We start from the raw sequence: 26,645 nt of genomic DNA on the forward strand, positions 1-26,645 counted from the left end.
AATCTACCCTGCGGCGGCTCCGCCGGTGGCGAGCGGCAGGAAGACGTCATCGACGATCGAGACGATCGTCGCGTCATCGGCGGGGCCCATCCGCATCAGGAGCTCGTGGCGCAGCAGCATGAACGGCAGCTGCTCCACCATCGGCGGCAGAGTCACGCGGTCGAGCTCGCCGCGGGCCTGCGCGCGGTCGAGGAGGACGTCCAGTCCGGTGGGGCGGCCGCCGATGAGCTGATCGCGGAGGTCGGCGAGGCCGCCGTTGCCGTCTCCCAGGATGCCGTTGAAGCGCAGCATCAGCGGCACCGCCAGCTGGCTGCGGCGCTCGTTCGCCTGCCGCAGATAGTCGAGGAGGTCGTCGCGCAGGGTGCCGTGATCGGGTACCTGGATCGGCTCGGCGGCGAAATGGTGGCGGATGGCCGCGAGTGCGAGCTCGCTGCGCGTGGGCCAGCGGCGTGCGATCACCGGACGGCTGGTGCCTGCGCGCGCGGCCACGGCCTCCATCGTCAGGGCGGAGTAGCCGTTCTCGTCCAGCTCGTCCCACGCGGCCTCCAGCAGCGCCGACTCGAGCTCGGCGCCCCGCCGGCGGCGGGCGGGGGACTCGTCAAGATCCATTTGTGCATCTTATCGAAGAGAGCTATCGTGATGGTGAATTAGATACATGTCCGCATCTTAAGGAGCAGCTATGGCGGAGAAGCTCGACAAGACGGTCGTCCGGACCGCGACCGCGCTGGTGATCGGCGCGCTGGCGGTCGTCTTCGACACGACGATCCTCAGCGTCGCGCTGCATACGCTCGCGATCGACCTGCACACCTCGGTCGCGCAGATCCAGTGGGTGACGACCGGCTATCTGCTGGCGCTCGCCGCCACGGTGCCGCTCTCCGCGTGGCTCCTGGCCCGGTTCGGCGGCAAGCGGGTCTGGATGGTAGCGCTGGCGATCTTCCTGGCCGGCTCGATCCTCTCGGGGCTGGCGTGGAACGCGGAGTCGCTGATCGCGTTCCGCGTCCTGCAGGGCGTCGGGGGCGGCCTGATGCTGCCCGTGATGACGACGCTGGTGATGGAGGTCGCCGGCGGCAGGCAGCTCGGCCGGGTGTCGGCCGTCATCGGGCTGCCGGCGATGGCCGGCCCCGTGCTCGGTCCGGTGCTCGGTGGGCTCATCCTGGCGCTGGGGGACTGGCGCTGGATCTTCTGGGTCAACATCCCGTTCACGGTCGTCGGCCTCCTGTTGGCCTGGCGGATGCTGCCCTCCGACCGCGGTCGCGACCCCGAGCGCCGGCTCGACGTCGTCGGTGTCGTGCTGCTGGTTCCGGGTCTCGCGGGCCTCCTGCTGGGGCTCTCGAACTCGGTGCAGCCCGGCGGCTTCGGCCGGGTCGACGCCTGGCTTCCGCTCTCGGGCGGCGCGGGGCTCGTCGCGGCGTTCGCATTCTGGGCGCTCCGGAGGCGCGGGAACGCGCTGGTCGATGTGCGGCTGCTGCGTGTGCGATCCGTCTGGTCGGCCTCCACCCTGCTCTTCCTGTCGAGCGTCGCGCTCTACGGAGCGATGCTGCTCCTCCCGCTCTTCTGGCAGCAGGTGCGCGGCACCGACGCGCTCGGCGCCGGCCTCCTACTGGTGCCGCAAGGACTGGGAACGCTGGCCTGCCGTCCGATCGCCGGTCGGCTCATCGATCGCGTCGGCGCGCGCTGGATCGCCGTGGTCGGCTTCGCGATCGTCGCCGTCGCGACGGTCCCGTTCGCGCTGAGCCCGGCCTCCGCCGCCGACCCGCTGCTTCTCGTCGCGCTCTTCGTCAGGGGCTTCGGCCTCGGGGCCGTCACCATGCCGCTCATGGTCGCGTCGTACCAGGGCCTCGCCGGTGAGCAGATCGCGCACTCGAGCATCCTCACGCGAACGGCCCAGCAGCTCGGCGGGTCGTTCGGCACTGCGCTGTTCGCGGTGCTCCTGCAGGCGGCGGTGCAGGGCGGGGCGAGCCTCACGGCCGCGTTCGACCTGGCGTTCTGGGTGGCGTCGGCCGCCACCCTGCTCGGCGCCGGGATCTCGTTCGTGCTCCCGTCGGCCGGGGCCGCGAAGGCTGCGGTCGCATCGACGCCCGCGCCGTCACCGGCGCCGGTCACGGCAGCGTCAGGATCTCCGCGCCCTGCTCGGTGACCACGAGAGTGTGCTCGAACTGGGCGGTGATGCTCCGGTCGCGGGTGACGACCGTCCAGTCGTCCGCCCACATGTCCCACTCGTACGTGCCCAGGGTCAGCATCGGCTCGATCGTGAACACCATCCCGACCTCCATCACGTCGTCGAACGCGGGCGCCGAGTCGTAGTGCGGGATGATCAGGCCCGAGTGGAAGGTCGCCCCGACGCCGTGCCCGGTGAAGTCGCGCACGACGCCGTAGCCGTAGCGCTTGGCGTACGACTCGATCGCGCGGCCGATCACGTTGACCTGGCGTCCGGGCGCGACGGCTTTGATGCCGCGGTTCAGCGCCTCCCTGGTGCGCTCGACGAGCAGCGTGACCTCCTGGGAGGCCGTGCCCACGATGAAGGTCTGGTTGCTGTCGCCGTGGAAGCCGTTCTTGTACGCGGTGATGTCGATGTTGATGATGTCGCCGTCCTCCAGAACGGTGTCGTCGGGGATGCCGTGGCAGACGACTTCGTTGACCGAGCTGCAGAGCGACTTGGGGTAGCCGCGGTAGCCGAGGGTCGACGGGTAGGCGTCGTGCTCGATCAGGAACTCGTGGCCGATCGCATCGAGCTCCTCGGTGGTGACCCCTGAGCGCACCGCCTGGCCGACCCGCTCGATCGCCCGTGCCGCGATCCGGCCGGACTCGCGGATCAGCTCGACCTCCTCTGGCGTGTACACGTCACCGCGGTCCGACGGCGTCGGACCGGGCTTGCCGACGTACTCCGGTCGCGGGATGCGCGAGGGGACGGGGCGCATCGCGGTGACGCGGCCCGGGATCAGGTGACCGGCGGAATCCTTGGGCATAGGATCAAGCTTATGACCGGCGAGAACGACTACGGGATCCGCCAGGATGCCGAGCACAAGTACTGGTACAACATGAAGACCGGCCAGGTCGAGCAGGGCTTCCTGTCGCCCGCACCCGACCGTGTCGGCCCGTTCGACACCCGGGCCGAGGCCGAGAACGCCCTCGAGAAGCTCCGCGAGAACAGCGCGAAGTGGGCGGAAGAGGACGCCGAAGAGGGCCGTTAGCCCGTACTCTTCGCAGTGCCGCCGGCCGGAGGCGTCAGTAAGTCGGCGAGATCCGCGCCGGCTCGCAGGAGCGCCTCGGACTGCTCCGCGATGCTCCGGAGCCGCCTCTCCAGGGCTTCGCGCGCCTCGCCGGAGCCGCCGGCGCCGACCAGTGCTGCCAGCACGGCCCGCACCTGCGGGATGCCGTAGCCGCCGGCGCGAAGTGCGCGGACGATCCGAGCGTCCCGCGCCGCCTCCGGCGGATACCGGCGTGCGCCGGTGGCGTCATCGCGCTCCGGCGAGACCAGGCCCTCCTGCTCCCAGAACCGCAGTGTCGAGGAACGCACGCCGAGCGCCAGCGCGAGCTCGGTGATGGTCAGCGCATCCTCGGGGAGGGCGGCAGCGTCGTGGACGCGCTCGTCGACGATGGCTTCGAGCGCGCGCAGAGCGGCCACCGTGTCGTCGCGCGCACCGGAGAGCACCACGTGCAGCGCCACGATTCGAGCGACCGCCTCGTCGAACGGGGACGCACGGAGCTCGCGCATCGCTGCGCGCGCCGCGACGGGACCGACCGCGACCGCGAGGCCGCGGTACGCGCGCAGGGCGACGAGGTGCTGCCGGCTGAACCGGCGGTAGCCGTTCGGCAGACGAACCGCAGGCGGGATCACCGCGAGCCGTTCGAGATCGCGGATCTGCTGCACGGAGTAGCCGCTCGCTGAGGCCAACCGGCTGGTCGAGAAGGACCCGCCGGCATCGGCGCCCGGATCGCTCATCGGCAAACCCTCCATAACCACTTCAAGTAGACACTCGAACCATGACGATGGAACGGATTCTCTCAGAGGTCAGGGGCCTCGACGGCGTGCTCGAGCTCGCTCCGCAGGCGGGCAGCGTGTTCCCGGAGGTCTCCTGGGGCGACCATTTCTTCTACTTCGCGCCGGACGGGCAGGTGCCGACCAACCGGCAGCCGTACGCGACGATCGTGACGAAGGACTACCCCGACGACGCCGCGTCCCGTCTCGACGCCCCCGACCGGTGGCGGCTGAACATCCACGTGGGGGCGAAGACCGCCGCCGAGCTCGTCGTTCCTGCCGGTGGAGATCCCGGCGCCGAGGTGGACTACGGCGCGGAGGACGTCTTCCTCCCGCATCCGCTCTACGGAGCCCTCGGCTGGGTCTGCGTCGTCAACCCCGGCGCGGCCACGCTCGACCGCGCCCTGGAGGCCCTGCGCGACGCGCACCGGGACGACCGGAGACGGGTCGAACGGCGGGCGACCTCCGGCTGATCGGGCCGCCGGCTAGAAGCTGTGCTCCTCCGTCGGGAACTGCCCGCCCTTGACGTCCTCCTTGTACGCGCGCGCGGCCTCCGAGAGGACGCCCTTCAGGTCGGCGTACTGCTTCACGAACCGCGGGATGCGGCCGGTCGTGAACCCCGCCCAGTCCGTCCACACCAGCAGCTGGCCGTCGACGTGCGGTCCGGCGCCGACGCCGATCGTCGGGATGCGAAGCTCCTGCGTCACGCGCTGCGCGACGTCGGCGGGAACCATCTCCATCACGACGGCGAACGCGCCGGCCTCCTCGACCGCGTGGGCGTCGGCCAGCACCTGCGCCGCCCCCTCGCCACGGCCCTGCACGAGGTGGCCGCCGAGCCCGTGCTCGCTCTGCGGGGTGAAGCCGATGTGCGCCATCACCGGGATACCGGCGTCGACGATGCGCCGGATCTGCTTCGCGCTGCGCTCGCCGCCCTCGAGCTTGACCGCGTGCGCGCCCGTCTCCTTCATGAAGCGCACGGCGGTGTGCAGCGCCTCCTGCGGGCCGGTCTCGTACGAGCCGAACGGCATGTCGGCGACGACGAACGCGCGCTTGACCGCTTTGGCGACCGCGCGGGTCAGCGGGATGAGATCGTCGACCGTCACCGGGAGGGTCGTGTCGTAGCCGAGGACGTTGTTGCCGGCGGAGTCGCCGACCAGCAGGAAGTCGATCCCCGCTTCGTCGAAGATCTGGGCCGTCAGCATGTCGTAGCTGGTCAGGCCGGTGAACGGCGACCCCTCCTCCTTGGCCGCCTGGAAGTGGCGGGTGCGCACCCGCTTCAGCGACTCCATCGACGAGGTGAAGGGGTGGACGGAGGGCACAGGGGACTGCTCGCTCATGCGCCTCAGTCTAGTGACGCGTCCGAGGCGCGATTCGGCTCGTATCCGAGCACGAAGCCACTAGTCTGGGAAAGCTGACGAAAGGGGCAGGATGGACAAGCAGCGCGACTTCGTTCTTCGGACCATCGAGGAACGCGGCGTCAAGTTCGTGAGGCTGTGGTTCACCGACGTCGTCGGCACGCTCAAGTCGGTGGCGATCGCGCCGGCGGAGGTCGAGGGCGCGTTCTCCGAGGGCCTCGGCTTCGACGGCTCCGCCATCGAGGGGCTGACGCGCGCGTTCGAGTCCGACCTCCTCGCGCATCCCGACCCCACCACCTTCCAGATCCTCCCGTGGCGCGGGGAGGTCGACCCGACCGCCCGCATGTTCTGCGACATCACGACGCCCGACGGGCAGCCGTCGGTGTCCGATCCGCGCAACGTGCTCAAGCGCACGCTCGAGAAGGCCGCCGACCGCGGGTTCACCTTCTACACGCACCCCGAGATCGAGTTCTACCTCCTCAAGTCCTCCACCTTCGGCGACGAGGGCCCGGAGCCCGTCGACTCGGCCGGGTACTTCGACAACGTGCCGGGCGGCACGGCGCACGACTTCCGTCGCCGGTCGGTGCGGATGCTCGAAGACCTCGGCATCTCGGTCGAGTTCAGCCACCACGAGGCCGGCCCCGGCCAGAACGAGATCGACCTCCGTTACGCCGATGCGCTGACCACGGCCGACAACATCATGACCTTCCGCACGGTGATCAAGGAGGTGGCGATCGAGCAGGGCGTCTACGCGACGTTCATGCCCAAGCCGCTCTCGGGGCACCCGGGCTCGGGCATGCACACCCACATGTCGCTGTTCGAGGGCGACACCAACGCGTTCTTCGAGGCCGGTGCGCAGTACCAGCTGTCGAAGGTCGGCCGCCAGTTCATCGCGGGCCTGCTCAAGCACGCTCCCGAGATCACCGCGGTCACCAACCAGTTCGTCAACTCCTACAAGCGCCTCTGGGGCGGCGACGAGGCTCCCAGCTTCGTCTGCTGGGGTCACAACAACCGCTCGGCGCTCGTGCGGGTGCCGCTCTACAAGCCCAACAAGGGCCAGAGCTCGCGCGTCGAGTACCGGGCGATCGACTCGGCGGCCAACCCCTACCTCGCGTTCTCGCTCATGCTGGCCGCGGGCCTCAAGGGCATCGAGGGGCAGTACGAACTGCCTCCGGAGGCCGAGGACAACGTCTGGGCGCTGTCCGACGCCGAGCGCCGTGCTCTCGGCTACAACCAGCTCCCCGCCAGCCTCGACCACGCGATCGCCCTCATGGAGGACTCGGAGCTCGTCGCCGAGACGCTGGGGGAGCAGGTGTTCAACTACGCCCTGCTCAACAAGCGCAGGGAGTGGGCCGAGTACCGCGCGCAGGTGACGCCGTTCGAGCTGCGCACCAACCTCGAGATCCTCTGACCGAAGTCGTGACGCGCGAGCAGCTCTCCCTCACCGCGCTCGCACGCGCCGGATTCGTGGGGCTGAGCTCGGTGCGCGGTCAGCTGGACGAGCTGGTCGAGCTGACCGGCTTCGACGTCGACGATCTGCTGCCCGCACTCTCGGCGGCGGCCGACCCGGACACCGCGCTGGCTCTCGCGCTGCGGTTGCTGCGGCACGCTCCGGTGCAGTCGGCCCGCTACGTGCCGTCGCGCAACGACGCCCGCCGGGTGCTGCGCGTGATCGGGGCGTCGGAGGGCGCTGCCGAGTTCTTCCTGCGGCAGCCGACGGAGCTGAGCGCTCTCGACTACCCGATCACCTCGCTGCCGACCGCCGACGAGCTGCGCGCCGACCTGCTCGAGTCGGTGGGAGCCGTCGACGGCGTCGCGACACTGGAGGACGACGAGGCCCGCGTCGCCCTACGCGTCCGCTACCGCCGGCGTCTCGTCCAGATCGCGAGCTTCGACCTCGAGCAGGAGGACCCGGTCGGCGGGTTCGACGGGGTCGCCGCCGCGCTCTCCGACCTCGCCGCCGCCGCGCTCGAGGCCGCCCTCGCCGTCGCACGCCGCCAGACGATCGGCACCGGGCCGGGTCGCTTCCCGGAGGCCGAGGTGCGTGCGACGCCGTTCGCGGTCATCGGCATGGGCAAGGCCGGTGCGCGTGAGCTCAACTACGTGAGCGACGTCGATGTGATCTACGTGACGGAGGGCGTGGAGTCCGCCGGCCTCAGTGCGGGCCGGGCGGTCGACATCGCGACCCGGCTGGCGATGCTCACGCAGCGCGGCATCCACGAGCCGGCCATCGAGCCGGGGCTCTGGGAGGTCGACCCCAACCTGCGGCCGGAGGGCAAGGACGGCGCCCTCGTGCGCACGCTCGAATCCCACATCGCCTACTACGATCGCTGGGCCAAGGGCTGGGAGTTCCAGGCGCTGCTCAAGGCCCGCCCGCTCGCCGGTGACGCCGACCTCGGAGCCCGCTACGTCGCCGCGCTCGCCCCCAAGGTGTGGAGCAGCGCGTCGCGCGAGAACTTCGTGGAGTCAGTGCAGCGGATGCGCGAGCGCGTCACCGACAACATCCCCGACGACGAGGTGCACTACCAGCTGAAACTCGGGCCTGGCGGCCTGCGCGACGTCGAGTTCACCGTGCAGCTGCTGCAGCTCGTGCACGGCCAGACCGACGAGCTGGTGCGCCAGCGCGACACCCTCTCCGCACTCGCCGCTCTCGCCGCCCAGGGGTACATCGGGCGCGAGGAAGCGGCGGCCTTCTCGCAGGATTACCGCACGCTGCGGCTCATGGAGCACCGCCTCCAGCTCCGCCACCTCACCCGCACGCACCTGATGCCGCGCGACGAGGGCGACGTCCGCGTGCTCGCCCGGGCGACCGGGCTGGCGCCGAGCGCCGAGCAGTTGATGGTGCGCTGGAACGAGATCAAGCACCGCGTCCGCGGCCTCCACGAGCGGCTGTTCTACCGGCCCTTGCTGAGCGCGGTCGCGGCGACCAACGAAGACAGCCGGCTCACAGACGCGACGACCGCCGACGGTGGCGCCGGGCTCACCAGCGAGCAGGCGGAGGCGCGTCTGGCCGCGATCGGGTTCCGCGATCCGCGCGGTGCGCTGGCGCACATCGCCGCCCTCACCGCGGGCGTCTCGCGGCGGGCCACCATCCAGCGTCACCTTCTGCCGGTCCTCCTGCAATGGTTCGCCGCCGGACCGGATCCCGATTACGGCCTTCTCACCTTCCGCCGCCTCAGTGAAGACCTGGGCTCGACGCACTGGTATCTGCGGATGCTGCGCGACTCCACCGGCGCCGCGGAACGGCTCACGCGCGTGCTGTCGGGCTCGCGGTTCGCCGGCGAACTGCTGGGCCGCATCCCCGAATCGGTGGCGTGGCTGGAGTCGGAGGAGGACCTCCGTCCGCGCACCGCCGAGGAGTTGCGGGAGGAGACCGTCGCGATCCTCGGCAGGCACGAGTCGGCGGCCACGGCTGCGGCGTCGTTGCGCGCCGTCCGCCGGCGCGAGGTGCTTCGCCTGGCGTTCTCCGCCATCCTGGGCTTCAGCACGATCGAGGAGCTCGCCCGGGGGCTCACGGATGTCACCGAGAACGTCATCGTCGGCGTGCTGTCGGCGATCCGCGCCGAGCGCGGGGACGCCGACGCGCTCGAGTTCGCGATCATCGGCATGGGGCGCTTCGGGGGCCGCGAGCTCGGTTTCGGCTCCGACGCCGACGTGATGTATGTCTTCCGACCGCTCGCGGCCGACCAAGACGGGGTGCACAAGGCGGCTCTCGCCATCGTCGCCGAGCTCAACCGTCTCACCGAAGACAGCCGCCTCCCGCTCGACCTCGACATCGGACTGCGACCGGAGGGCAAGAACGGTCCGGCGGTGCGCTCCCTCGACGCCTACCGGGCGTACTACCGCCGCTGGTCGCTCACCTGGGAGGCGCAGGCGCTCCTCCGCGCCCGCGGCGTCGCGGGCGACGCCGCTCTGCTCGCAGACTTCGAGACGGTCGCCGACGAGGTGCGGTATCCCGCGAGCATCGGCGAGCAGGAGATCCGTGAGGTCAAACGCATCAAGGCGCGCGTCGAGAACGAGCGGCTGCCGCAGGGCGCCGACCCGTCGCGCCACCTCAAGCTCGGCCGCGGTTCGCTCAGCGACGTCGAGTGGTTCGTGCAACTCGTCCAGCTGCAGCACGCGGCAGCGATCCCCGCGCTGCGCACGACCTCCACCCTGGAGGCTCTTGCGGTCGCGGTGGAGCACGACTTCATCGACGCGGAGGACGCCGCGAAGCTGCACGACGCCTGGCTGTTCGCCTCCCGGGCCCGATCGGCGATGACGTTGTGGACCAACAAGACCGCCGACGTGCTGCCGGCCGACCGGGTGGCGCTGGAGGGCGTGGCCAGGCTCATGGAGTACCCGCCCGGTTCCGCGAGCCGGGTCGAGGAGGACTACCTGGCAGTCACCCGACGGGCCCGCGCGGTCTTCGAGCGCTCGTTCTACGGGGTCCAGCAGCGCCCGACGCCGACCGGCTGACGTTTCCGGCTCGTAAACTCTCGTTCTCGGCCGTTGCTGATGAGCAGGGTGACCCCCAAGATGGGGCCACCAGAGTTCCCGACGATGTGGACGCACCACCCTCCCGATCCGGAGGTGACACCATGTCGACTTCCTCCTCCCGTTTCTGGGCGCGCAGCCGCACCAACGCCCGGTTCACTGCCGTGGCGGCGTCCGCTCTCGTCGTGCTGCTCGGGGCCATCTCCTGGTTCGTCTGGTCGTCGCCCGACAGCCCGGTGCGGAAGGCGGCGGACACGATAGCGCAGGCCGTCGACCCTCTCGCCGCCCAGAACGTCGTCCTGAAGAAGCAGCTGACGGCGGCCAAGGGAACGATCGGATCGCAGCAGGGAAGACTCACGAGCGCGAAGCAGGCCGCGTCGGCCGCGGCCGCAGCGCACGCCGCGCAGATCGCTGCTCTGCACCAGCAGCTCGCCGCGGCGAGGGGACAGGTCTCTGCGCTGCAGGCGCAGCAGCAGGGCGGCACGGCGGCATCGCCGCACACCGCCTCGGGCGGCGCCACCGCGAACCACGTCGGCAGCAGCGGTAGTGGCGCCCGGACTGCGAGTGCCATCACCGCTCCGGACCGCGCGACGCTCCTCCACCCGGACAAGCGCTATTTCGGCATGTACACCGATCAGGCGCCGTTCAACTGGGCGACCTTCGACGCGACGTCCAAGAAGATCGGGGTCTCGCCCGATCTGGTCGGATACTTCTCCGGCTGGGACGAGAACTTCCGGGCGAGCGCCGTCACGCGAGCGTGGCAGCAGGGCAGGCTCCCGCTGATGACCTGGGAGTCCCGGCCCATCTCCGCCGGCAACAACAGCAACTCAGCTCCGGACTACTCGCTCCCGAAGATCATCGGCGGAGGCTTCGACGCCTACCTGCACCAGTACGCCAAGGCCATCGTGGCCACCGGCCTCCCGCTCGCCATTCGTCTCGACCACGAGATGAACGGCACCTGGTACCCCTGGTCGGAGCTGAACGGATCGAATCAGCCCATCAACGGCAACAGCGTCGGCGACTACGTGACGATGTGGCGGCATGTGCACGACATCTTCCAGCAGGAGGGTGCCAACGATCTCGTCATCTGGCTGTGGGCTCCGAACATCGTCAACAACCTGGAGCCGGCCACGCACGCGACTCAGCAGTTCCTTGCCGGCTACTACCCGGGAGACGACTACGTCGACTGGGTCGGCCTGTCGGGTTACCTGCGGCCGCCGTGGCGTGCGGGCAACGACTTCACGTTCGGTTACACGTTCGACCGCAGCCTCGCCCAGCTGCGAACGCTCACGACCAAGCCGATCCTCCTCGCCGAGGTGGGCGCCTCCGAGACGGACGGCCACAAACCGACGTGGGTGAAGAGCTTCTTCGACGGCTTCGCCGACCCGAAGAACGCCGACATCATCGGCTTCTCCTGGTTCAGCCTCGCGATCACCAGCTACGTCGGAGGGGAGCGCTCCACGAACGACTGGCGGATCGACTCCCGCGCCGACTCCCTCGCCGCCTTCGCGACAGGCATCGTGCGCCCGGAGGACGACTTCACGCTCATCCCGTCGGGGTGAGCGCACCAGCTGCCTGGCAGGGCGCTCCCGTCCATCCCCGACCCCTGTCGGCGTGTCCTGCCAGGTCGAATCTCAGGGAATCGCGGTTCACATCCCCGGAACCGGCGTCAGCTCGTAGACGTCGATCGTGCCGCCCATCGCGCGGTGCGGGTGGCCGGTGAGCAGGCTCTCGACGGCATCGGCGCCATCCGCCTCGATGAGCGTGTAGCCACCGACGCTGCGGTCGGCGCCGTCGGAGACTGCCGCGGTCGGCGCGCCGAAGTCGATCAGGCCGCTGCCGACCTGCTGCGCCCAGGCGTTCCACGCGGCGTTCATCTGCTCGGCCTGTTCGGGAGTGGGCTCCGGCATCGAGGCCATCGCCTCGGGGTCGGCGCGGTAGAGGAGGAGATAGCGGGCCATGGTGGTCTCCGATCAGTCGCGGAGTCCGATCGGCCCCGGCGCGACCGAATCTAGTCCGACGGGTGCTTCGCGGGAACACGTCTACCTGGGAGTCCGTCGCCCGTTTCCTTTCCCTCCTGCAGAACGGTGGGACGATCGGGCCGATGAACCCGACTGCGCAACCCGACCCCGCCTTCCCGTCCGGTTCGGACGGCTCCGACGTGCCCGAGAGGGCGAACGTCGCGCACGCGGGGGCTCGGCGTCCCTCCGTGCGCAAACGGATCGTCCTCTCGGTCGTCGCCGTCGTGACGGCTCTGGTCGTGGCGGTCGGCGGCTTCGCCCTGTACTCGTATGTCGACCTGTCCAACGGCCTGCACCGTTCGACGGTCGCGCTCCCAGGCGCCGGGAAGAAGCACGACGTCGCGGAGACCAACATCCTCGTGATGGGCCTCGACAGCCGCCTCGACGAGAACGGCGACCCGTTGCCGAAGGACGTGTACGACGCACTGCACGCCGGCGACCAGTCGGACGGCGGCTACAACGCCAACGTCCTGATGCTGATCCACATCCCGGCCGGCGGCAAGAAGGCCGTGGGCATCTCGATCCCGCGCGACGACTACGCCCCGCTCTCCGGCAGCCCCGATGGAGTGTCCGCGTCGAAGATCAAGGAGGCCTACGGACTCGCCCTCGATCAGAAGCTGACGGAGCTGACGAACGCGGGAGGCCTCAGCCAGGCCGACGCATACCAGCAGGCGCGCACCTTCGCGCGCCAGACCGAGCTCCAGACGGTCTCGGACTTCCTCGGCGGCGTGCGCATCGACCACTTCGTCGAGGTGACGATGGCTGCGTTCTACCAGGTCGCCCAGGCCGTGCAGCCCGTGACGGTATGCGTTGCGCAGGCCACGAAGGACCCGTACTCGGGCGCCGACTTCGCGGCAGGGGTCCAGCAGCTGACGGCGTCGCAGGCGGTCAGCTTCGTGCGTCAGCGACGCGACGAGAGCAACCCGGCTCTCAACTTCACCGACCTCGACCGAGAGCGTCGCCAGCAGGCGTTCATCGTCTCGCTCGCCACCAAGCTCAAGAAAGCCGACACCTTCGCGAACCCGGCGACGCTGTCCTCCCTGATCTCGACGGCCAAGCAGAACATCGCCCTGGATTCCGGCTTCGACCTCCTGAGCTTCGCGTCGGAGGCGCAGCACCTCGCCGGCGGCAACATCACCTTCACGACCCTGCCGATCACCGGCTACGGGGTGAAGGACGGCAAGGATGTCAACCTGGTGGATCCGGCGCAGATCCACGCCGTCGTGCAGCAGCTGCTGAACGCGGGAGCGGCGACGGCTTCGCCTTCGCCGGCGACCCCACCGGTGACCTCGTCGGCACCCACGCCCGCGCCGACACCTGCGCCCACGCATCCGGCCGGCCCGAACGGCACCTACACCGACCCGACAGCACCTCTGCCGTCCGGTGGAGTGCCGTGCGTCAAGTGATCCCTATTCGCCCAGCGCCTCGATCAGCGATGCATACAAGCGAGTGAACCGCAGGCGATGGTCGTCCGACTCGATCGGGCTGAGCGGGAAGGTCACCTTGGCCCCGTAGGACCACTCCGCGGTGACCGTGAAGTCGCCCGGCCACCGATCGAAGACATCGCGCCGGTTCGTCGAGTTCGCGTCCGAGATGGTCAGCTGCGAGAGGCCGTGGCGTGGCCGGGCGACGACGAGCGTCTTGACGTCGTACGGGTTGATGCTCGCACCGGCAGCGTCCGCGAACACGATGGTCCGGTCGGTGAAGACGACCACTTTCGCCGAGAAGATCCCTCCGTCGTCGATCCTGACCCCCGAGTCCAGGTGCTCGATCGGTCGCAGACCGACGGCGAGCGCGATGCCGCCGACGAAGTGGCCGAGCCACTCGGCACGATCGTCATTGCGGATGCGGGTCCAGGCCGGGCTGGACAATTGTCCGTCGATCTCCGCGAGCACCGCGTTCAGATCCCTGTCGCCCATCGGGCACCTCCTCGGTGTTCGCTCCGCAACAGCCAATGACAACCGTAGCGGTCAGCGGCCGCGCGCGCACCGGAACGCGGGAAGGGCCGCACCCTTTCGGGATGCGGCCCTTCCACTGGTGACTGCGGTCGTCAGACCCCGTAGTACAGCTCGTACTCGAACGGGTGCGGGCGCTGCGCGAGGGGCTTGATCTCCTTCTCGCGCTTGTACTCGATCCAGGTCTCGATGAGCTCCGGGGTGAACACGCCGCCCGCGGTGAGGAAGTCGTGGTCGGCCTCGAGCGCGTCGAGGGCCTCGCCGAGCGACGCCGGCACCTGGGGGATGTTCTTGGCCTCCTCGGGCGGCAGCTCGTAGAGGTCCTTGTCGACCGGCTCGTGCGGCTCGATGCGGTTCTTGATACCGTCGAGGCCGGCCATGAGCTGGGCGGCGAAGGCGAGGTACGGGTTGCCCGAGGCGTCCGGCGCGCGGAACTCGATGCGCTTGGCCTTCGGGTTGGTGCCCGTGATCGGGATGCGGATGGACGCCGAGCGGTTTCCGGCCGAGTAGACCAGGTTGACCGGGGCCTCGAAGCCGGGGACCAGGCGGTGGAAGGAGTTCACCGTCGGGTTCGTGAAGGCCAGCACCGCCGGGGCGTGCTTGAGGAGGCCGCCGATGTACCAGCGGGCGATGTCTGAGAGGCCGCCGTAGCCGGCCTCGTCGTAGAACAGCGGCTTGCCGTCGTTCCACAGCGACTGGTGGGTGTGCATGCCCGAGCCGTTGTCGCCGAAGAGCGGCTTCGGCATGAACGTGGCGGTCTTGCCCCACTGCTCGGCCGTGTTCTTGACGATGTACTTGAACTTCAGGATGTCGTCCGCCGCGTGGACCATGGTGTCGAAGCGGTAGTTGATCTCGGCCTGGCCACCGGTGCCCACCTCGTGGTGCGCGCGCTCCAGGATGAGGCCGGCGTCGATCAGCTTCAGCGAGATGTCGTCGCGCAGGTCGGCCTGCTTGTCGACCGGGCTCACCGGGAAGTAGCCGCCCTTGTACGGGGTCTTGTTGCCGAGGTTGCCGCCCTCTTCGACGCGGCCGGAGTTCCAGGCGCCCTCCTCGGAGTCGACCGAGTAGAAGGAGGAGTTCTGCTTCACTTCGTAACGCACGTCGTCGAAGATGTAGAACTCGGCCTCGGGGGCGAAGAACGCCGTGTCGGCGATGCCGGTGGAGGCGAGGTACTTCTCGGCCTTCTTGGCGACCTGGCGGGGGTCCTTCGCGTAGATCTCACCGTTGCGCGGGTTGTAGATGTCGAAGACCATGATCAGCGTGCGCTCGACGCGGAACGGGTCGATGTAGGCGGTCGAGACATCCGGGATCAGCTGCATGTCCGACTCGTGGATCGACGCGAAACCGCGGATCGAGGAACCGTCGAACAGCTGGCCGACGGAGAAGAACTCCTCGTCGACGGTCGCTGCGGGGATGTTGAAGTGCTGCTGCACACCGGGCAGGTCGGTGAAGCGGATATCAAGGAACTTGACGTCGGTGTCCTTGATGAACTTGAGCACCTCGGAAGAATCACGGAACATACGGAGGACTCCCAATGGCTTTGCGGTGAGGGACTGCGCGTGCAGCCCAAGCTACACGCTAGGGGGAGGCCGTTTCCCTCCGGTGACGCAAATGTTTCCGGCATGTTACGACGTGGTCCTCCCGGTAAACTCGTCAGGTGCCTCAGAAGCCCCCGTCCTCCCGCTCGGGAGACATCGCGCCCAGCCGTTACCCGGGCGAACGGCTCGGCCTCCCGGAGGCGGGCCCGCGCTCGGTGGGCCGCCTCGGTCGCCGCCTCGGCGCGATCGTCGTCGACTGGGCGCTCGCCTCGCTCATCTCGCTCGCGTTCTTCCATTACGACCAGTGGGCGACGCTGGGTGTCTTCGCGCTGATGCAGATCGTCTTCATCCCCACGATCGGGGGCAGCATCGGCCACCGGGTGTTCGGGATGCGCGTGGTCGCGGTCGCCGGAGGCTGGGTCGGCGTCTGGCGGCCGATCGTGCGCACCGTCCTCCTCTGCATCGTCATCCCCGCGCTGGTCTGGGACTCCGACCAGCGCGGCTTCCACGACAAAGTCGCGGGCACGGTTCTCATCCGCGCCTGACTCCACGGGGCTGAGGTCGGCCGCCGTCACGAGGGACGCAGCTACACTCCTGCCATGCGCGCGTTCGGCTTCCCCCGCGATGTGCTGCGGTCGGAGGCCGCAGACGCCCACCGGGTGACCTACACCGAGCTCTTCTTCGACCTCGTGTTCGTGTTCGCCGTCACCCAGGTCTCGCACGTGCTGCTCCAGGAGCAGTCCGCACTGTCGCTGCTCCACACCGTGATGCTCGCGATGGTGGTCTGGTGGGTGTGGATGTTCACCACCTGGGCCTCGAGCTGGCTCGACCCGGAGACCGGACCGGTCCGCGCGCTCTTCGTCGTGCTCATGCTGCTCGGTCTCCTGCTCGCGTCGGCGATCCCGGAGGCCTTCGGCGACCGTGCCGTGCTGTTCGCGGTGAGCCTCGTGCTCATGCAGCTCAGCAGGAGTGTCTTCACCTTCTTCGCCTTCTCGGGGGCGCAGCGCGACCACGCGGTCAACTTCGTCCGCATCATCGTGTGGCACGCGGTGGCGGGCGCGCTCTGGATCACGGGAGCGTTCCTCCCCGACGAGGCGCGGCTCACCGTCTGGCTGATCGCACTGGCCATCGATTACATCGGGCCGAGGCTGCGGTTCTGGACGCCGGGGCTCGGCCGGTCACAGCTGTCGACCTGGAACATCTCCGGCACCCACATGTCCGAGCGGGTGAGTCTGTTCCTCATCATCGCGCTGGGTGAGTCGATCGTGGTCACGGGTGCGGCCTTCTCGACGGCGCCGCTCGACGTCGTGCATCTCGGCGCGTTCCTGGCAGCGTTCGCGGGCACGGTGCTGCTCTGGCTGCTCTACTTCGCGCACGCGCAGCGGGGCGGGAGCGAGTATCTGGAAGGCGCAGCGGAGCCGGGGCTGATCGCGCAGACGGCGTACACCTACATCCCGCTGCTCCTCGTGCTCGGGATCGTGCTCTCCGCCGTCGCCGACGGGCTCGTCCTCGAGCATCCGACCGGCAGGCCGGCACCGTGGACGACGGGACTGCTGTGCGGTTCGGCGATCGTCTACCTGATCGGCCTGCTGCTCTTCCGCCGGGCGACGGGGATGCGCTGGTCGCTCACCGTCGTGGTCGGCGCACTCGCGCTCGGAGTGCTCTGGCCGATGGGCGGCCTCCTGCCGACGGCCGTCGTGGCCTGGGCCGTGAACCTCGTGCTGGCGGTCGTGCTCGTCGCCGACCAACTCCTGTATCGCCGCCGTGTGCGTGACACCGAGGCTGCCGCCGCGTAGGCGACACTCGGGACTGGTCGGGTGCTCGGGTCAGCGCGCGCGCTGAGCGCGCACCTTCATCGGGTCGACGCCCTTGGGGATGGGCATCGGGTTCTCGAGCGACTGGAGGCGGTTGCTGATCGCCAGCACCTCCGCCTTGGTGAGCGACGGCTTGATCTTGGCGAGCGTCCGCGGGATCTTGTGCAGCGGAACGGAGTCGGCGTCGGGGCCGACCGAGATCGTGGTGACGGGCACGTTGGGCAGCACGCGCGTGATCTTGCGGCGCTCCTCGTCCACCATGCGCTGCGTGCGGGTCTTGGGGCCTTCGCTGATGAGCACCACGCCGCCGCGACCGGTCGCGCGGTAGACGGCGTCCTGGGTCTTGCCGTTGACCGCGATCGGCATCTCGGAGCCGCGCCAGCTGCGCTTGAGCGAGCTGCGCAGCACGGCGCCCACGGCTCCCGGCTGGCCCTCGATCTGCGAGTACGCGGCACGCTCGGCACGACGCCCCAGGATGACCAGGCCGACGAGCACGCCCGCGAGGACGCCCGCCACGATCCAGAGCACCATGGTGAAGACGTTGCCGCCGGACAGGAACACCGCCATCGCGATGCCGGCCAGGATCGGCAGCACGATTCCGCCCACGATGTAGAGCAGGGCACGATCGTCGTAGCGACGGGTCATCTGGAAGACCTGCCACATCTGCTTCAGCCGACCGGGCTCCTTGGTGGACTTGTCCTTGCGTGCCATAGTCACAAGGATACCGGCTCGGCCGCTCCCTTGATGACCTGTTCACGGCCGGCGTAGTGCCGGCCGGGGGCTGTCGTCCGGGCGGTCAGGAGACAGCCTGCGCGAACCCGGAGGAGGCGTCCGCGAGGTGCTGCAGCTCGGCCGGGACCGGCCGTCCCTTCGCCTGCATCGACTGCGCCCAGAGCCGGCCAGCACGGTACGACGAGCGCACCAGCGGACCCGACAGCACGCCGAGGAAGCCGATCTCCTCGGCCTCCTGCTTGAGCTCGACGAACTCGTCCGGGTGCACCCAGCGCGCCACGGGAAGGTGGCGCGGACTCGGCCGCAGGTACTGGGTGATCGTGATGATGTCGGTGCCGGCGTCGTGGAGGTCATGGAGCGCCTGACTGATCTCGGCGCGCTCCTCGCCCATCCCGAGGATGAGGTTCGACTTCGTGATGAGGCCGGCGGCTCGACCCTGGGTGATCACGTCGAGCGAGCGCTCGTACCGGAACGCCGGCCGGATGCGCTTGAAGATGCGCGGGACCGTCTCGACGTTGTGCGCGAACACCTCCGGCTCGGCGGAGAACACTTCGCCGAGGTACTCCGGGTTGCCGGAGAAGTCGGGCACCAGGATCTCCACTCCCGTGCCGGGGCTCTGCCGGTGGATCTCGCGGATGGTCTCGGCGTACAGCCACGACCCCTCGTCCTCCAGGTCGTCGCGGGCCACGCCGGTCACCGTAGAGTAGCGCAGTCCCATCTTCGCAACCGACTCGCCCACGCGTCGCGGTTCGTCGCGGTCGAACTCGGCGGGCTTGCCGGTGTCGATCTGACAGAAGTCGCAGCGCCGGGTGCACTGGGAGCCGCCGATGAGGAACGTCGCCTCGCGATCCTCCCAGCACTCGTAGATGTTGGGGCAGCCGGCCTCCTGGCAGACGGTGTGCAGTTCTTCGGATTTCACCAGGTTCTGCAGCTGCCGGTACTCCGGGCCCATCTTGGCCTTCGTCTTGATCCAGGCGGGCTTGCGCTCGATGGGCGTCTGGGCGTTGCGCACCTCGAGCCGGAGGAGCTTGCGACCCTCGACCGGGGCGCTCATGCGGCGACCTCCTGCGCGGTGCCTTCGGTGCGGGTCGCTGCCGCGACCGGGCTGGAGGCCGGATCGGCCAGCCTGCGGTCGAGGGCGGCCTGCACCAGCGGGGCGACCTCCTGCGGCGTGACCGTGCGCCCGAGCACGCGCGAGATCGTCGTGACGCCGGCATCGCGGATGCCGCAGGCGACGATCGTGTCGTAGGCGTCGAGGCTGTTGGAGCAGTTCAGCGCGAAGCCGTGCATGGTCACGCCCTCGGCCACACGGATGCCGATCGCGGCGATCTTCTCGTCACGGGCCGTCCCGTCGTCGCCGGGCAGGCCGCGCAGCCAGACCCCGGATCGTCCGTCGACGCGCTCGCCTGGCACTCCCAGACCGCTCAGCACGCCGATGAGCACGTCTTCGAGCCAGCGGACGTAGCCGACGACGTCGATCGGCTCGGCGAGCCGCAGGATCGGGTAGCCGACGAGCTGACCCGGCCCGTGCCAGGTGATCTTTCCGCCGCGGTCGACGTCGATCACCGGGGTGCCGTCTGTCGGTCGCTCCTCGGGGGAGGTGCGCTTGCCGGCGGTGAAGACGGATTCGTGCTCCAGGAGCAGGACGGTGTCGGGCGCGGCGCCGGAGGAGACCTGGGCGTGGACGGCGCGCTGGCGCAGCAGCGCCTCGTCGTAGGGAACAGGGTGGGAGCCGACCCCGGAGACATCGAAGACAGTCATGAGAGCATCCTATGTGGACTCAGTCCAGAAATTCGAAACTGTGCTGCTTTCGCTCCTTCCGTCCTTCACAGATGGGCGCATGGACGGGTTCTCCACCGATCTTCGGACCGGCCGCCTGCACGCGGTTCGGGCGGGATGAGATGTGGCATGGGCATCTACACGCGGCGACCGATCGATCTGGCACGGCGGGCTGCGGCTGTCGCCGCGGAGGCGGGGTGGGTGATCGAGCGGTGGGGTGACGGGCGACGGGAGGGTGACGGCGTGTCGATCGTCGTCAGCGGGGGAGAGCTGCGTGGCCCGGCACTCGCGACCGTGAGCGTTCGAGACGAGGACGCTGCGTTCGCGCAAGACGGATTGCCGGGAGCCGTGTCGGAGCACCTTCCTCGGACACTGTCCCCGCCGCCGCTCCGCGCGACGCGTGGGCGAGGAGGTCGGGCAGTCGTGGTGCGCCTCGTCGAGCATCCGGCAGGCGGAACGCTCGACGAGCTTGTCGCGCGCCGTGCGAGGCTGGCGGTGGGGGAGGCCGTCACGGTGCTGGTGGCGGTCGCGCGCGGTCTCGCCGACCTCCATGCGTGCGGCCGGGCGGGTGTGCGGCTCACGCCGCACGGCGTCGGATTCCGCGACGACGGCTGTCCGGTCCTTACGGGCATCGATCCGGTGAGGCCGCTCGATCACGACGCTGCCAAGGCTGATGTGAAGGCGTACGCCAGCCTCGCCGCGACGGTGTGCGCCGCGGTGGGCGGAGCGCCCGGTGCGGCACTGCTGGCAGCGGCCACCGCCGCCGGTCACCGGCGCTGGGAGGACGTCATCCGTGCGGTCCTGTGCACAGCGGACCCGATCGCCGTCGCGAGGCAGCGGGAGGCGCACTCGGACGTCCTACGGACGGAGAACGCGCCGGTTGCCGAGGAGGCCGCGCGTGCTGTGTCGTCGTCGCCGGAGCTCGAGGCGTCGGTCGGTCGTGAGGCGGTGCGATCCGCCGAGGGAGAGCGACGAGCGGCGAGTCCCGAGGTCATCCCGCGGAGTCGAGCGGACGACGAAGGGTTCGTGCCGCCGGGCACCGCGCCACTGCCCGCCACTCGGCACCGGGCGTCGTCACGACAAGCGAAGGCGCCCGCGCGCGACCCCGCAGGGGGCGATCGGATGTTGCGGGCTGTGGAGCGGCTGCTCGACGGGATCGGGGATCGGCCCGTGGGGAGGGCGATGGGCGTCGTGCGCGCGTGGGCGGTCGCCCGGCCGCTGGTCGTCGCCGTCGCCGTCGTCCCGGTAGCGGCTGTGCTGCTCGCGCTGGTGCTGTTCCCGCCCGCTCAAGACGGAGGCGACGCGGTCGGGAAAAGCAGTTCGGCCCCGTTCCGCGAAAGCGGAACAGGGCCGAACAGGTGCGAATTCGCGGCCGGCAGCCGCGACTCGTGCGACGGCTGACGTCGCGCGTGGGTCAGATGCCGAGGCTGCCCTCGAACGCGCCACCCTCGAGGCGGTTCTTCACCGCGACCAGGAAGCGGGCGGCGTCCGCGCCATCGACGATGCGGTGGTCGTACGACAGGGCGAGGTACACCGTCGAGCGGATCGCGATCGAGTCGGTGCCGTCGGCCGAGATGACGACCGGCTTCTTCGTGACGATGCCCGTTCCCAGGATCGCGACCTGCGGGAGGAAGACGACCGGGGTGTCGAACAGGGCGCCGCGCGAACCGGTGTTGGTCAGCGTGAAGGTGCCGCCGGCGAGCTCGTCCGGCTTGAGGCGGTTGTCGCGCGTCCGCTCGGCCAGGTCGGCGATCTCACGCGCGAGACCCGCGATGTCGAGGTCGGACGCGTTGCGGATGACCGGGGTCAGCAGCCCGCGCTCGGTGTCGACGGCGATCGAGATGTTCTCGTGGTCCGGGTAGACGATGCTGTCCCCGTCGACCGTGGCATTGATGACCGGGTAGGCCTTCAGCGCCTCGGCGGCGGCGAGAGCGAAGAACGGCAGGAAGGAGAGCTTCGTGCCGGTCTTGGCGAGGAAGTCGGCCTTGACCTTGTCGCGAAGGGCGGCGACCTTCGTCACGTCCACCTCGACGACGGTCGTCAGCTGAGCGGTCGACTGCATCGAGACGACGGCGCGCTCGGCCACGACCTTGCGCAGGCGCGTCATCTGCTGCGTGGTGCCGCGCAGCGGCGAGACCTCGACGACCGGGGCCGCCGCGGCGGGAGCGGCAGCCGCGGGCGCCGGAGCGGCGGCCGACAGGATGTCCTCCTTGCGGATACGTCCGCCGACACCGGTGCCGGTGACGGTCGACAGGTCGACGCCCTGCTCGTTCGCGAGCTTGCGCACGATCGGGGTGACGTAGCCGGCGTTGCCGGCGTGCGCACCCGAGGTGGCGGCCGGAGCCGGAGTGGGCTCTGCGGCGGGGGCCGGAGCCTCCTGAGCGGGCGCGGGAGCCGGCTCGGCGGCGGGAGCCTCCTGAGCCGGTGCGGCGGGGGCAGGCGCCTCCTGAGCCGGTGCGGCGGCGGCAGGAGCGGCCTCCTGTGCGGGAGCTGCGGCGGGTGCCGGAGCAGCCTCCTGTGCGGGGGCCGCAGCCGGGGTCGGAGCAGCCTCCTGCGCGGGAGCAGCAGCCTCGGCGGGAGCAGCCTCAGCGGCCGGAGCGGCCTCAGCAGCCGGGGCGGCGGCCTCGGGAGCCGAGCCGGCCCCGGAGCCGTCGCCGATCGTCACGAGCGCGGTGCCCACCTCGACGGTCTCGTCCTCCTGCACCAGGATCGCCTCGATGACGCCCGCGACGGGCGAGGGGATCTCGGTGTCGACCTTGTCGGTCGAGACTTCGAGCAAGGGCTCGTCGACCTCGACACGGTCGCCAACGTTCTTCAGCCAGCGGGTGACCGTGCCTTCCGTGACACTCTCGCCGAGTGCCGGGAGGCTGACGGATTCGCTCATGAGCTTCTCTCCTTCAAAACCTGATCGTTCAGTAGCTTATTGCAGCCGCTTCCGCGGCAGACGTCTTTAGAGGGTGTGCAGCGGCTTGCCGGCGAGGTACAGGAAGGCCTCGCCCAGCGACTCGTTCTGCGTCGGGTGCGCGTGGATGAACGGGGCGATGTCCTCCGGGTACGCCTCCCAGTTCACGACAAGCTGCGCCTCGCCGATGAGTTCGCCGACACGGGCGCCGATCATGTGCACGCCGACGACGGGGCCGTCGTTCACGCGCACGACCTTGACCGAGCCGTTGGTGTTGATGATCTCGCTCTTGGCGTTGCCGGCCAGGCTGTAGTCGTAGCTGCTCACCGCGTCGGCGCCGTACTGCTCGACCGCTTTCGCCTCGGTGAGGCCGATCGAGGCGACCTCCGGGTCGCAGTAGGTCACCTTGGGGATGTTGACGTCGGGGACGATGATCGGGTTCAGGCCCGCGATCTCCTCGGCGACGAAGATGCCCTGCTGGAAGCCGCGGTGAGCGAGCTGCAGGCCGGGGACGATGTCGCCGACGGCGTAGACGCCGGGGATGTTGGTCTGGAGGCGCTCGTCGGTGATGACGAAGCCGCGGTCGAGCGTGATGCCGACCTCGTCGTAGCCCAGGCCCTGCGTGAGCGGGCCGCGGCCGACGGCGACGAGCAGGAGCTCGGCCTCGACGGTGCTGCCGTCTTCGAGCGAGACGACGACGCCGCTCTCGTTCTGGGTCACGCCGGAGAAGCGGACGCCGAGACGGTAGTCGATGCCGCGGCGGCGGAAGGCGCGCTCGAGCGACTTGCTGATCGACTCGTCCTCGTTGGGGACCAGGTGCGGAAGGGCCTCGATGATCGTGACCTCGGCGCCGAACGACTTCCAGACGCTGGCGAACTCGACGCCGATGACGCCGCCGCCGAGCACGGCGACCTTCTTGGGCACGAAGTCGAGCTCGAGAGCCTGCTCGCTGGCGATCACGCGGCCGCCGATCTCGAGGCCGGGGAGGCTGCGCGAGTAGGAGCCGGTGGCGAGGATGACGTTCTTGCCGACGATGGTGTCGTCGCCGACCTGCACGGTGGTCGGGGAGGTGAGGCGGCCCTCGCCCTCGATGACGGTGATGCCGCGGGCCTTCACCAGGCCCTGCAGGCCCTTGTACTTCTTCGCGACGATTCCGGTGCGGTACTCGGTGACGCCGTTGATGTCGACGCCCTGCATCTCGGTCACGATTCCGTACTTGGCCGACTCGCGGGTGTAGTCCGCGACCTCCGCCGCGTGGAGCAGCGCCTTCGTCGGGACGCAGCCGCGGTGCAGGCAGGTGCCGCCGACCTTGTCCTTCTCGATCATGCCGACGGTGAAACCGAGTTCGGCCGCCCGCAGCGCTGCTGCGTAGCCTCCACTCCCACCGCCGAGCACCACAATGTCAAAGTTCTGCTCAGACACCCAGCTACTCCCTCGCGTGCATCAGGATTCGTGACACGATCCTGCCCCGAGGGGTGGCTCGAGGCAGGTTTGCATGGGCAGGATTTTCCCGCCCATACGACCCTACTACCTCTGGGAAAAGTCCTCGGCCAAACGGATGAGCGCGCGTACGCTCACGGCGGACGGTCCCTTGGCGGTGAAGCCGTAGGGCGCCGACGGACCCTTGGCCGGGCCCGCGATGTCGAGGTGCGCCCACGGGATGCGAGGGGCGTCCTCCGCGTCGCCGGTGCGGCCGATGAACTCCTGCAGGAAGACGCCGGCCAGCAGCATTCCGCCCGCGGTGACTCCCGGGTTGGCGTTGGCGATGTCGGCGACGTCGGAGTTGATGGTCGCGCGCAGCTCGCTCGCGAGCGGCATCGGCCAGAGCAGCTCGCCGGAGGCCTTGGCCGCGGCGAGGACGTCGCCGACCAGGTCGTCGGAGCCCATGACGGCCGCGTAGCGGGTGCCCAGTGCGACCATCGCCGCGCCGGTGAGCGTCGCGACGTCGACGATCGCGTCCGGGTGCTCCTCACCGGCGGCGACGAGACCGTCCGCGAGCACGAGCCGGCCCTCCGCGTCGGTGTTGAGCACCTCGACGGTGCGGCCGCCGCGGATGCGCAGCACGTCGTTGGGGCGGATGGCCGACCCTGACGGCATGTTCTCGGCCAGGCAGAGCCACGCGGTGACGCGCACCGGCAGCGCGAGGCGCGCGGCGGCGAGGGCGACGGCGAGCACCGTTGCGGCGCCGGTCATGTCGTACTTCATCCCGACCATGCCGGAGGCGGGCTTGAGCGAGAGGCCGCCTGAGTCGAAGGTGATGCCCTTGCCGACCAGGGCGAGGTGCTTGCCTGCGTCCGCCGGCGCGTAGTCGACCTTCACCAGCCGCGGGGGACGGGTCGACCCCTGGCCGACGCCCAGGATGCCGCCGAATCCTTCTGCGGCCAGCCGGCGCTCGTCCCAGACCTCGAACGTGACGGGGAGACCCTCCGCGGCCTCCTCGACCCGCGCGGCGAACGAGGCGGGGTAGAGGTCGATCGGGGGAGTGTTGACCAGGTCTTTCACGAGGGAGGCGGCGCCCGAGACGGCCAGGGCGCGGGCGACGAGGGTGTCGCCCGCGTCGGACGAACCGATCGCCTCGATCGTCTCGACAGGAGCCTTCACCCCCGCGCGGCTCGCCGAGCGGTACTCGGTGAAGGCGTAGGCGCCGAGCGCCGCCCCTTCGAGCACGGCGCCCAGCTGGGCGTCGTCGGCCGTCGGGAGGTCGAGGGCGACGTGGCCGACGCCCGCGAGCTGCCGGATCGCCGTTCCCGCCGCATACCGGAGGGCGTCCTCGTCGACCGGCTCGGGGAGGCCGACGATCGCGAGCCCGGGACCTCCCGCGGCGCCGGGGAGGCGCACCAGCTCGTCCTTGCCCCCGCCGAAGCCGACCGCGGCCAGTTCGCCGGCGAGCCCGTCGCGTGCGCCCGTGGAGACGACGGTGACGCCGTCGGAACCGGTGCGCGCCGCGAGCACGAGGACGGCGGCTTCGGGCGAGGGAGCGGACGAGAGACGGAGTGCGGGAGCGGTCATGCCTCGACATTAGCCGTTGCCGACCGTCTCCTCGCGGATGCCGCCTGTTCGCTGTGGGCGTGCTGCGAGCGGGTCCGGTCGCAGAGCGCGGGCCGGGAGCTCGGCCTAGAGTTGAGATATGCGAGACCCCGGCGAACTGTACGAGCTGAACCCGGCACTGGAGGTGCCGGAGGGCCTTCCGCTGATCGCGGGGCTCACCGGGTTCGCCGACGCCGGCTCCGGGGTCAGCCAGCTCGGCACCTATCTTCTCGGCACGCTCGACAGCGAGGTCGTCGCGACCTTCGACGCCGACATCCTCCTCGACTACCGTGCGCGCCGGCCGATCATCTACTTCGACCAGGACCACCTCGCCGACTACCAGCCGTCGACGCTGCGCCTGCACCTGGTCTACGACGAGCTCCGCCAGCCCTTCCTCTTCCTCTCCGGCTTCGAGCCCGACTTCCGGTGGGAGGCGTTCACCGACGCCGTGCTCGGCCTCATCGACCGCTTCAAGGTCAAGAGCGTGACCTGGGTGCACGCCATCCCCATGCCGGTGCCGCACACGCGCCCGATCGGCGTGACCGTCAGCGGCAACCGCAGCGACCTGATCGAGGCCATGTCGATCTGGAAGCCGCAGACCCAGGTGCCCGGCAACGCCCTCCACCTCCTCGAGTACCGCCTCCAGCAGCTGTCGTACCCGATCGCGGGATTCGTCCTGCTGATCCCGCACTACCTGGCCGACACCGAGTATCCCGCGGCCGCGATCGCCGGGCTCGAGAGCATCAGCGCCGCGACCGGACTCATCTTCCCCACCGACCGCCTCCGCGAGGAAGACCGCGAGTTCGTCGCGAACATCGACGAGCAGGTCGCAGGCAATGCCGAGCTCGGCAAGCTGGTCGGCACGCTGGAGGAGCGTCACGACAGCTACATGGAGGACACCCAGCTGCGCTCGCCGCTGACCGATCGCGACGGCGAGCTGCCGAGCGCCGATGAGATCGCCGCCGAGCTTGAGAACTTCCTCGCCTTCCGCCGTCACGGCGACGACGAGAACCCCCGCGGCGACCGCTGATCCGTCGGGGAGACGACGCCCCGTCCGGGTGATGCGG

Annotated in this window: 24 protein-coding genes; 11 read left to right on the forward strand and 13 right to left on the reverse strand. The window is 69.9% G+C overall.

Annotation, left to right across the window (positions count from 1 at the left end; translation table 11 throughout):
• Window positions 1–3 precede the first annotated feature (3 nt).
• Complete coding sequence (locus tag ASF88_RS06485) at window positions 4–609, reverse strand: TetR/AcrR family transcriptional regulator (protein ID WP_055915676.1); 606 nt, start codon at window positions 607–609, stop codon at window positions 4–6.
• A 70-nt stretch (window positions 610–679) separates the two neighbouring features.
• Here ASF88_RS06485 and ASF88_RS06490 point away from each other — a divergent pair, with 70 nt between their 5' ends.
• Complete coding sequence (locus ASF88_RS06490) at window positions 680–2,137, forward strand: MDR family MFS transporter (protein WP_055915679.1); 1,458 nt, start codon at window positions 680–682, stop codon at window positions 2,135–2,137.
• Here ASF88_RS06490 and map read toward each other — a convergent pair.
• Entirely contained in the window at window positions 2,100–2,966 is an 867-nt protein-coding gene (gene map, locus ASF88_RS06495) for a type I methionyl aminopeptidase (protein ID WP_055915681.1), read from the reverse strand. The genes ASF88_RS06490 and map overlap by 38 nt on opposite strands.
• 12 nt (window positions 2,967–2,978) lie before the next feature.
• On the opposite strand from map, the gene ASF88_RS06500 reads away from it, so the two are divergent.
• Complete coding sequence (locus ASF88_RS06500) at window positions 2,979–3,191, forward strand: SPOR domain-containing protein (protein ID WP_055915683.1); 213 nt, start codon at window positions 2,979–2,981, stop codon at window positions 3,189–3,191.
• Here the strand turns inward: ASF88_RS06500 and ASF88_RS06505 are convergent.
• Window positions 3,188–3,943 (reverse strand): MerR family transcriptional regulator, encoded by a 756-nt coding sequence (locus tag ASF88_RS06505; protein ID WP_055915685.1) that lies wholly within the window; start codon window positions 3,941–3,943, stop codon window positions 3,188–3,190. The two genes, ASF88_RS06500 and ASF88_RS06505, sit on opposite strands and share 4 nt — an antisense overlap.
• 41 nt (window positions 3,944–3,984) lie before the next feature.
• Here ASF88_RS06505 and ASF88_RS06510 point away from each other — a divergent pair, with 41 nt between their 5' ends.
• Window positions 3,985–4,452 carry a DUF6194 family protein gene (locus tag ASF88_RS06510; RefSeq protein WP_055915687.1) on the forward strand — a complete coding sequence of 156 codons (468 nt, stop codon included), beginning with the start codon at window positions 3,985–3,987 and terminating at the stop codon, window positions 4,450–4,452.
• 12 nt (window positions 4,453–4,464) lie between these two features.
• Here ASF88_RS06510 and panB read toward each other — a convergent pair whose 3' ends face one another.
• Window positions 4,465–5,316 (reverse strand): 3-methyl-2-oxobutanoate hydroxymethyltransferase, encoded by an 852-nt coding sequence (panB, locus tag ASF88_RS06515; RefSeq protein ID WP_055915689.1) that lies wholly within the window; start codon window positions 5,314–5,316, stop codon window positions 4,465–4,467.
• 91 nt (window positions 5,317–5,407) lie between these two features.
• Between panB and glnA (ASF88_RS06520) the strand changes: the two genes are divergently transcribed.
• From glnA (ASF88_RS06520) to ASF88_RS06530, 3 genes are all read left to right on the forward strand, one after another.
• On the forward strand, window positions 5,408–6,745 hold the full coding sequence (gene glnA / locus ASF88_RS06520) for a type I glutamate--ammonia ligase (RefSeq protein WP_055915690.1): 1,338 nt from the start codon (window positions 5,408–5,410) through the stop codon (window positions 6,743–6,745).
• An 8-nt stretch (window positions 6,746–6,753) separates the two neighbouring features.
• A complete protein-coding gene (locus ASF88_RS06525) occupies window positions 6,754–9,792 on the forward strand; it encodes a bifunctional [glutamine synthetase] adenylyltransferase/[glutamine synthetase]-adenylyl-L-tyrosine phosphorylase (protein WP_055915692.1) in 3,039 nt (1,012 codons plus the stop codon).
• 122 nt (window positions 9,793–9,914) lie between these two features.
• Window positions 9,915–11,372: a glycoside hydrolase family 26 protein gene (locus ASF88_RS06530; RefSeq protein WP_055915694.1), complete on the forward strand. Its 1,458-nt coding sequence runs from the start codon at window positions 9,915–9,917 to the stop codon at window positions 11,370–11,372.
• 87 nt (window positions 11,373–11,459) lie between these two features.
• Here ASF88_RS06530 and ASF88_RS06535 read toward each other — a convergent pair whose 3' ends face one another.
• Window positions 11,460–11,771, reverse strand: coding sequence for a YciI family protein (locus ASF88_RS06535; RefSeq protein WP_055915696.1), 312 nt, complete (start codon window positions 11,769–11,771; stop codon window positions 11,460–11,462).
• A 143-nt stretch (window positions 11,772–11,914) separates the two neighbouring features.
• Here ASF88_RS06535 and ASF88_RS06540 point away from each other — a divergent pair, with 143 nt between their 5' ends.
• Window positions 11,915–13,237, forward strand: coding sequence for an LCP family protein (locus ASF88_RS06540; RefSeq protein ID WP_082518779.1), 1,323 nt, complete (start codon window positions 11,915–11,917; stop codon window positions 13,235–13,237).
• 3 nt (window positions 13,238–13,240) lie between these two features.
• Here ASF88_RS06540 and ASF88_RS06545 read toward each other — a convergent pair whose 3' ends face one another.
• Together ASF88_RS06545 and glnA (ASF88_RS06550) are read right to left on the reverse strand one after the other, a co-directional pair.
• On the reverse strand, window positions 13,241–13,750 hold the full coding sequence (locus tag ASF88_RS06545) for a hypothetical protein (RefSeq protein WP_055915698.1): 510 nt from the start codon (window positions 13,748–13,750) through the stop codon (window positions 13,241–13,243).
• Window positions 13,751–13,881: 131 nt separating this feature from the next.
• Window positions 13,882–15,306 (reverse strand): type I glutamate--ammonia ligase, encoded by a 1,425-nt coding sequence (glnA, locus tag ASF88_RS06550; RefSeq protein ID WP_055915700.1) that lies wholly within the window; start codon window positions 15,304–15,306, stop codon window positions 13,882–13,884.
• Window positions 15,307–15,443: 137 nt separating this feature from the next.
• On the opposite strand from glnA (ASF88_RS06550), the gene ASF88_RS06555 reads away from it, so the two are divergent.
• Both ASF88_RS06555 and ASF88_RS06560 read left to right on the forward strand, forming a co-directional pair.
• On the forward strand, window positions 15,444–15,869 hold the full coding sequence (locus tag ASF88_RS06555; RefSeq protein WP_055915703.1) for an RDD family protein: 426 nt from the start codon (window positions 15,444–15,446) through the stop codon (window positions 15,867–15,869).
• A gap of 54 nt (window positions 15,870–15,923) precedes the next feature.
• Window positions 15,924–17,120, forward strand: coding sequence for a low temperature requirement protein A (locus tag ASF88_RS06560; RefSeq protein ID WP_055915705.1), 1,197 nt, complete (start codon window positions 15,924–15,926; stop codon window positions 17,118–17,120).
• A gap of 30 nt (window positions 17,121–17,150) precedes the next feature.
• Here ASF88_RS06560 and ASF88_RS06565 read toward each other — a convergent pair whose 3' ends face one another.
• From ASF88_RS06565 to lipB, 3 genes are all read right to left on the reverse strand, one after another.
• On the reverse strand, window positions 17,151–17,849 hold the full coding sequence (locus tag ASF88_RS06565) for a DUF4191 domain-containing protein (protein WP_055915707.1): 699 nt from the start codon (window positions 17,847–17,849) through the stop codon (window positions 17,151–17,153).
• An 85-nt stretch (window positions 17,850–17,934) separates the two neighbouring features.
• A complete protein-coding gene (gene lipA, locus ASF88_RS06570) occupies window positions 17,935–18,924 on the reverse strand; it encodes a lipoyl synthase (protein WP_055915709.1) in 990 nt (329 codons plus the stop codon).
• Window positions 18,921–19,631 carry a lipoyl(octanoyl) transferase LipB gene (gene lipB, locus ASF88_RS06575; protein WP_055915711.1) on the reverse strand — a complete coding sequence of 237 codons (711 nt, stop codon included), beginning with the start codon at window positions 19,629–19,631 and terminating at the stop codon, window positions 18,921–18,923. Before lipB ends, lipA begins: the two co-directional genes overlap by 4 nt.
• A 147-nt stretch (window positions 19,632–19,778) precedes the next feature.
• On the opposite strand from lipB, the gene ASF88_RS06580 reads away from it, so the two are divergent.
• Window positions 19,779–21,050, forward strand: coding sequence for a hypothetical protein (locus tag ASF88_RS06580; protein WP_055915713.1), 1,272 nt, complete (start codon window positions 19,779–19,781; stop codon window positions 21,048–21,050).
• Between the two features lie 13 nt (window positions 21,051–21,063).
• On the opposite strand, the gene sucB is transcribed toward ASF88_RS06580, so the two are convergent.
• The 3 genes from sucB to ASF88_RS06595 all read right to left on the reverse strand — a co-directional run bounded on the left by sucB (window position 21,064) and on the right by ASF88_RS06595 (window position 25,560).
• Window positions 21,064–22,533 (reverse strand): 2-oxoglutarate dehydrogenase, E2 component, dihydrolipoamide succinyltransferase, encoded by a 1,470-nt coding sequence (gene sucB, locus ASF88_RS06585; protein ID WP_055915715.1) that lies wholly within the window; start codon window positions 22,531–22,533, stop codon window positions 21,064–21,066.
• A 66-nt stretch (window positions 22,534–22,599) separates the two neighbouring features.
• Window positions 22,600–23,973, reverse strand: coding sequence for a dihydrolipoyl dehydrogenase (gene lpdA, locus ASF88_RS06590; RefSeq protein WP_055915717.1), 1,374 nt, complete (start codon window positions 23,971–23,973; stop codon window positions 22,600–22,602).
• A 105-nt stretch (window positions 23,974–24,078) separates the two neighbouring features.
• Window positions 24,079–25,560 (reverse strand): leucyl aminopeptidase, encoded by a 1,482-nt coding sequence (locus tag ASF88_RS06595; RefSeq protein ID WP_055915719.1) that lies wholly within the window; start codon window positions 25,558–25,560, stop codon window positions 24,079–24,081.
• 118 nt (window positions 25,561–25,678) lie between these two features.
• Here ASF88_RS06595 and ASF88_RS06600 point away from each other — a divergent pair, with 118 nt between their 5' ends.
• The gene (locus ASF88_RS06600; RefSeq protein ID WP_055915721.1) at window positions 25,679–26,608 is read left to right on the forward strand and encodes a proteasome assembly chaperone family protein; all 930 of its coding nucleotides are present in this window, start codon (window positions 25,679–25,681) and stop codon (window positions 26,606–26,608) included.
• The last annotated feature ends 37 nt before the right edge of the window (window positions 26,609–26,645 follow it).

Origin of the sequence: Leifsonia sp. Leaf336 (assembly GCF_001423695.1) — a bacterium.
GTDB lineage: Bacteria > Actinomycetota > Actinomycetes > Actinomycetales > Microbacteriaceae > Leifsonia.

Coding starts and splice junctions, on each gene's coding strand:
- ASF88_RS06485 (WP_055915676.1), bottom strand. CDS start 609: ATGGATCTTGACGAGTCCCCCGCCCGCCGCCGGCGGGGCGCCGAGCTC.
- ASF88_RS06490 (WP_055915679.1), top strand. CDS start 680: ATGGCGGAGAAGCTCGACAAGACGGTCGTCCGGACCGCGACCGCGCTG.
- map (WP_055915681.1), bottom strand. CDS start 2,966: ATGCCCAAGGATTCCGCCGGTCACCTGATCCCGGGCCGCGTCACCGCG.
- ASF88_RS06500 (WP_055915683.1), top strand. CDS start 2,979: ATGACCGGCGAGAACGACTACGGGATCCGCCAGGATGCCGAGCACAAG.
- ASF88_RS06505 (WP_055915685.1), bottom strand. CDS start 3,943: ATGAGCGATCCGGGCGCCGATGCCGGCGGGTCCTTCTCGACCAGCCGG.
- ASF88_RS06510 (WP_055915687.1), top strand. CDS start 3,985: ATGACGATGGAACGGATTCTCTCAGAGGTCAGGGGCCTCGACGGCGTG.
- panB (WP_055915689.1), bottom strand. CDS start 5,316: ATGAGCGAGCAGTCCCCTGTGCCCTCCGTCCACCCCTTCACCTCGTCG.
- glnA (WP_055915690.1), top strand. CDS start 5,408: ATGGACAAGCAGCGCGACTTCGTTCTTCGGACCATCGAGGAACGCGGC.
- ASF88_RS06530 (WP_055915694.1), top strand. CDS start 9,915: ATGTCGACTTCCTCCTCCCGTTTCTGGGCGCGCAGCCGCACCAACGCC.
- ASF88_RS06535 (WP_055915696.1), bottom strand. CDS start 11,771: ATGGCCCGCTATCTCCTCCTCTACCGCGCCGACCCCGAGGCGATGGCC.
- ASF88_RS06540 (WP_082518779.1), top strand. CDS start 11,915: ATGAACCCGACTGCGCAACCCGACCCCGCCTTCCCGTCCGGTTCGGAC.
- ASF88_RS06545 (WP_055915698.1), bottom strand. CDS start 13,750: ATGGGCGACAGGGATCTGAACGCGGTGCTCGCGGAGATCGACGGACAA.
- glnA (WP_055915700.1), bottom strand. CDS start 15,306: ATGTTCCGTGATTCTTCCGAGGTGCTCAAGTTCATCAAGGACACCGAC.
- ASF88_RS06560 (WP_055915705.1), top strand. CDS start 15,924: ATGCGCGCGTTCGGCTTCCCCCGCGATGTGCTGCGGTCGGAGGCCGCA.
- ASF88_RS06565 (WP_055915707.1), bottom strand. CDS start 17,849: ATGGCACGCAAGGACAAGTCCACCAAGGAGCCCGGTCGGCTGAAGCAG.
- lipA (WP_055915709.1), bottom strand. CDS start 18,924: ATGAGCGCCCCGGTCGAGGGTCGCAAGCTCCTCCGGCTCGAGGTGCGC.
- lipB (WP_055915711.1), bottom strand. CDS start 19,631: ATGACTGTCTTCGATGTCTCCGGGGTCGGCTCCCACCCTGTTCCCTAC.
- ASF88_RS06580 (WP_055915713.1), top strand. CDS start 19,779: ATGGGCATCTACACGCGGCGACCGATCGATCTGGCACGGCGGGCTGCG.
- sucB (WP_055915715.1), bottom strand. CDS start 22,533: ATGAGCGAATCCGTCAGCCTCCCGGCACTCGGCGAGAGTGTCACGGAA.
- ASF88_RS06595 (WP_055915719.1), bottom strand. CDS start 25,560: ATGACCGCTCCCGCACTCCGTCTCTCGTCCGCTCCCTCGCCCGAAGCC.
- ASF88_RS06600 (WP_055915721.1), top strand. CDS start 25,679: ATGCGAGACCCCGGCGAACTGTACGAGCTGAACCCGGCACTGGAGGTG.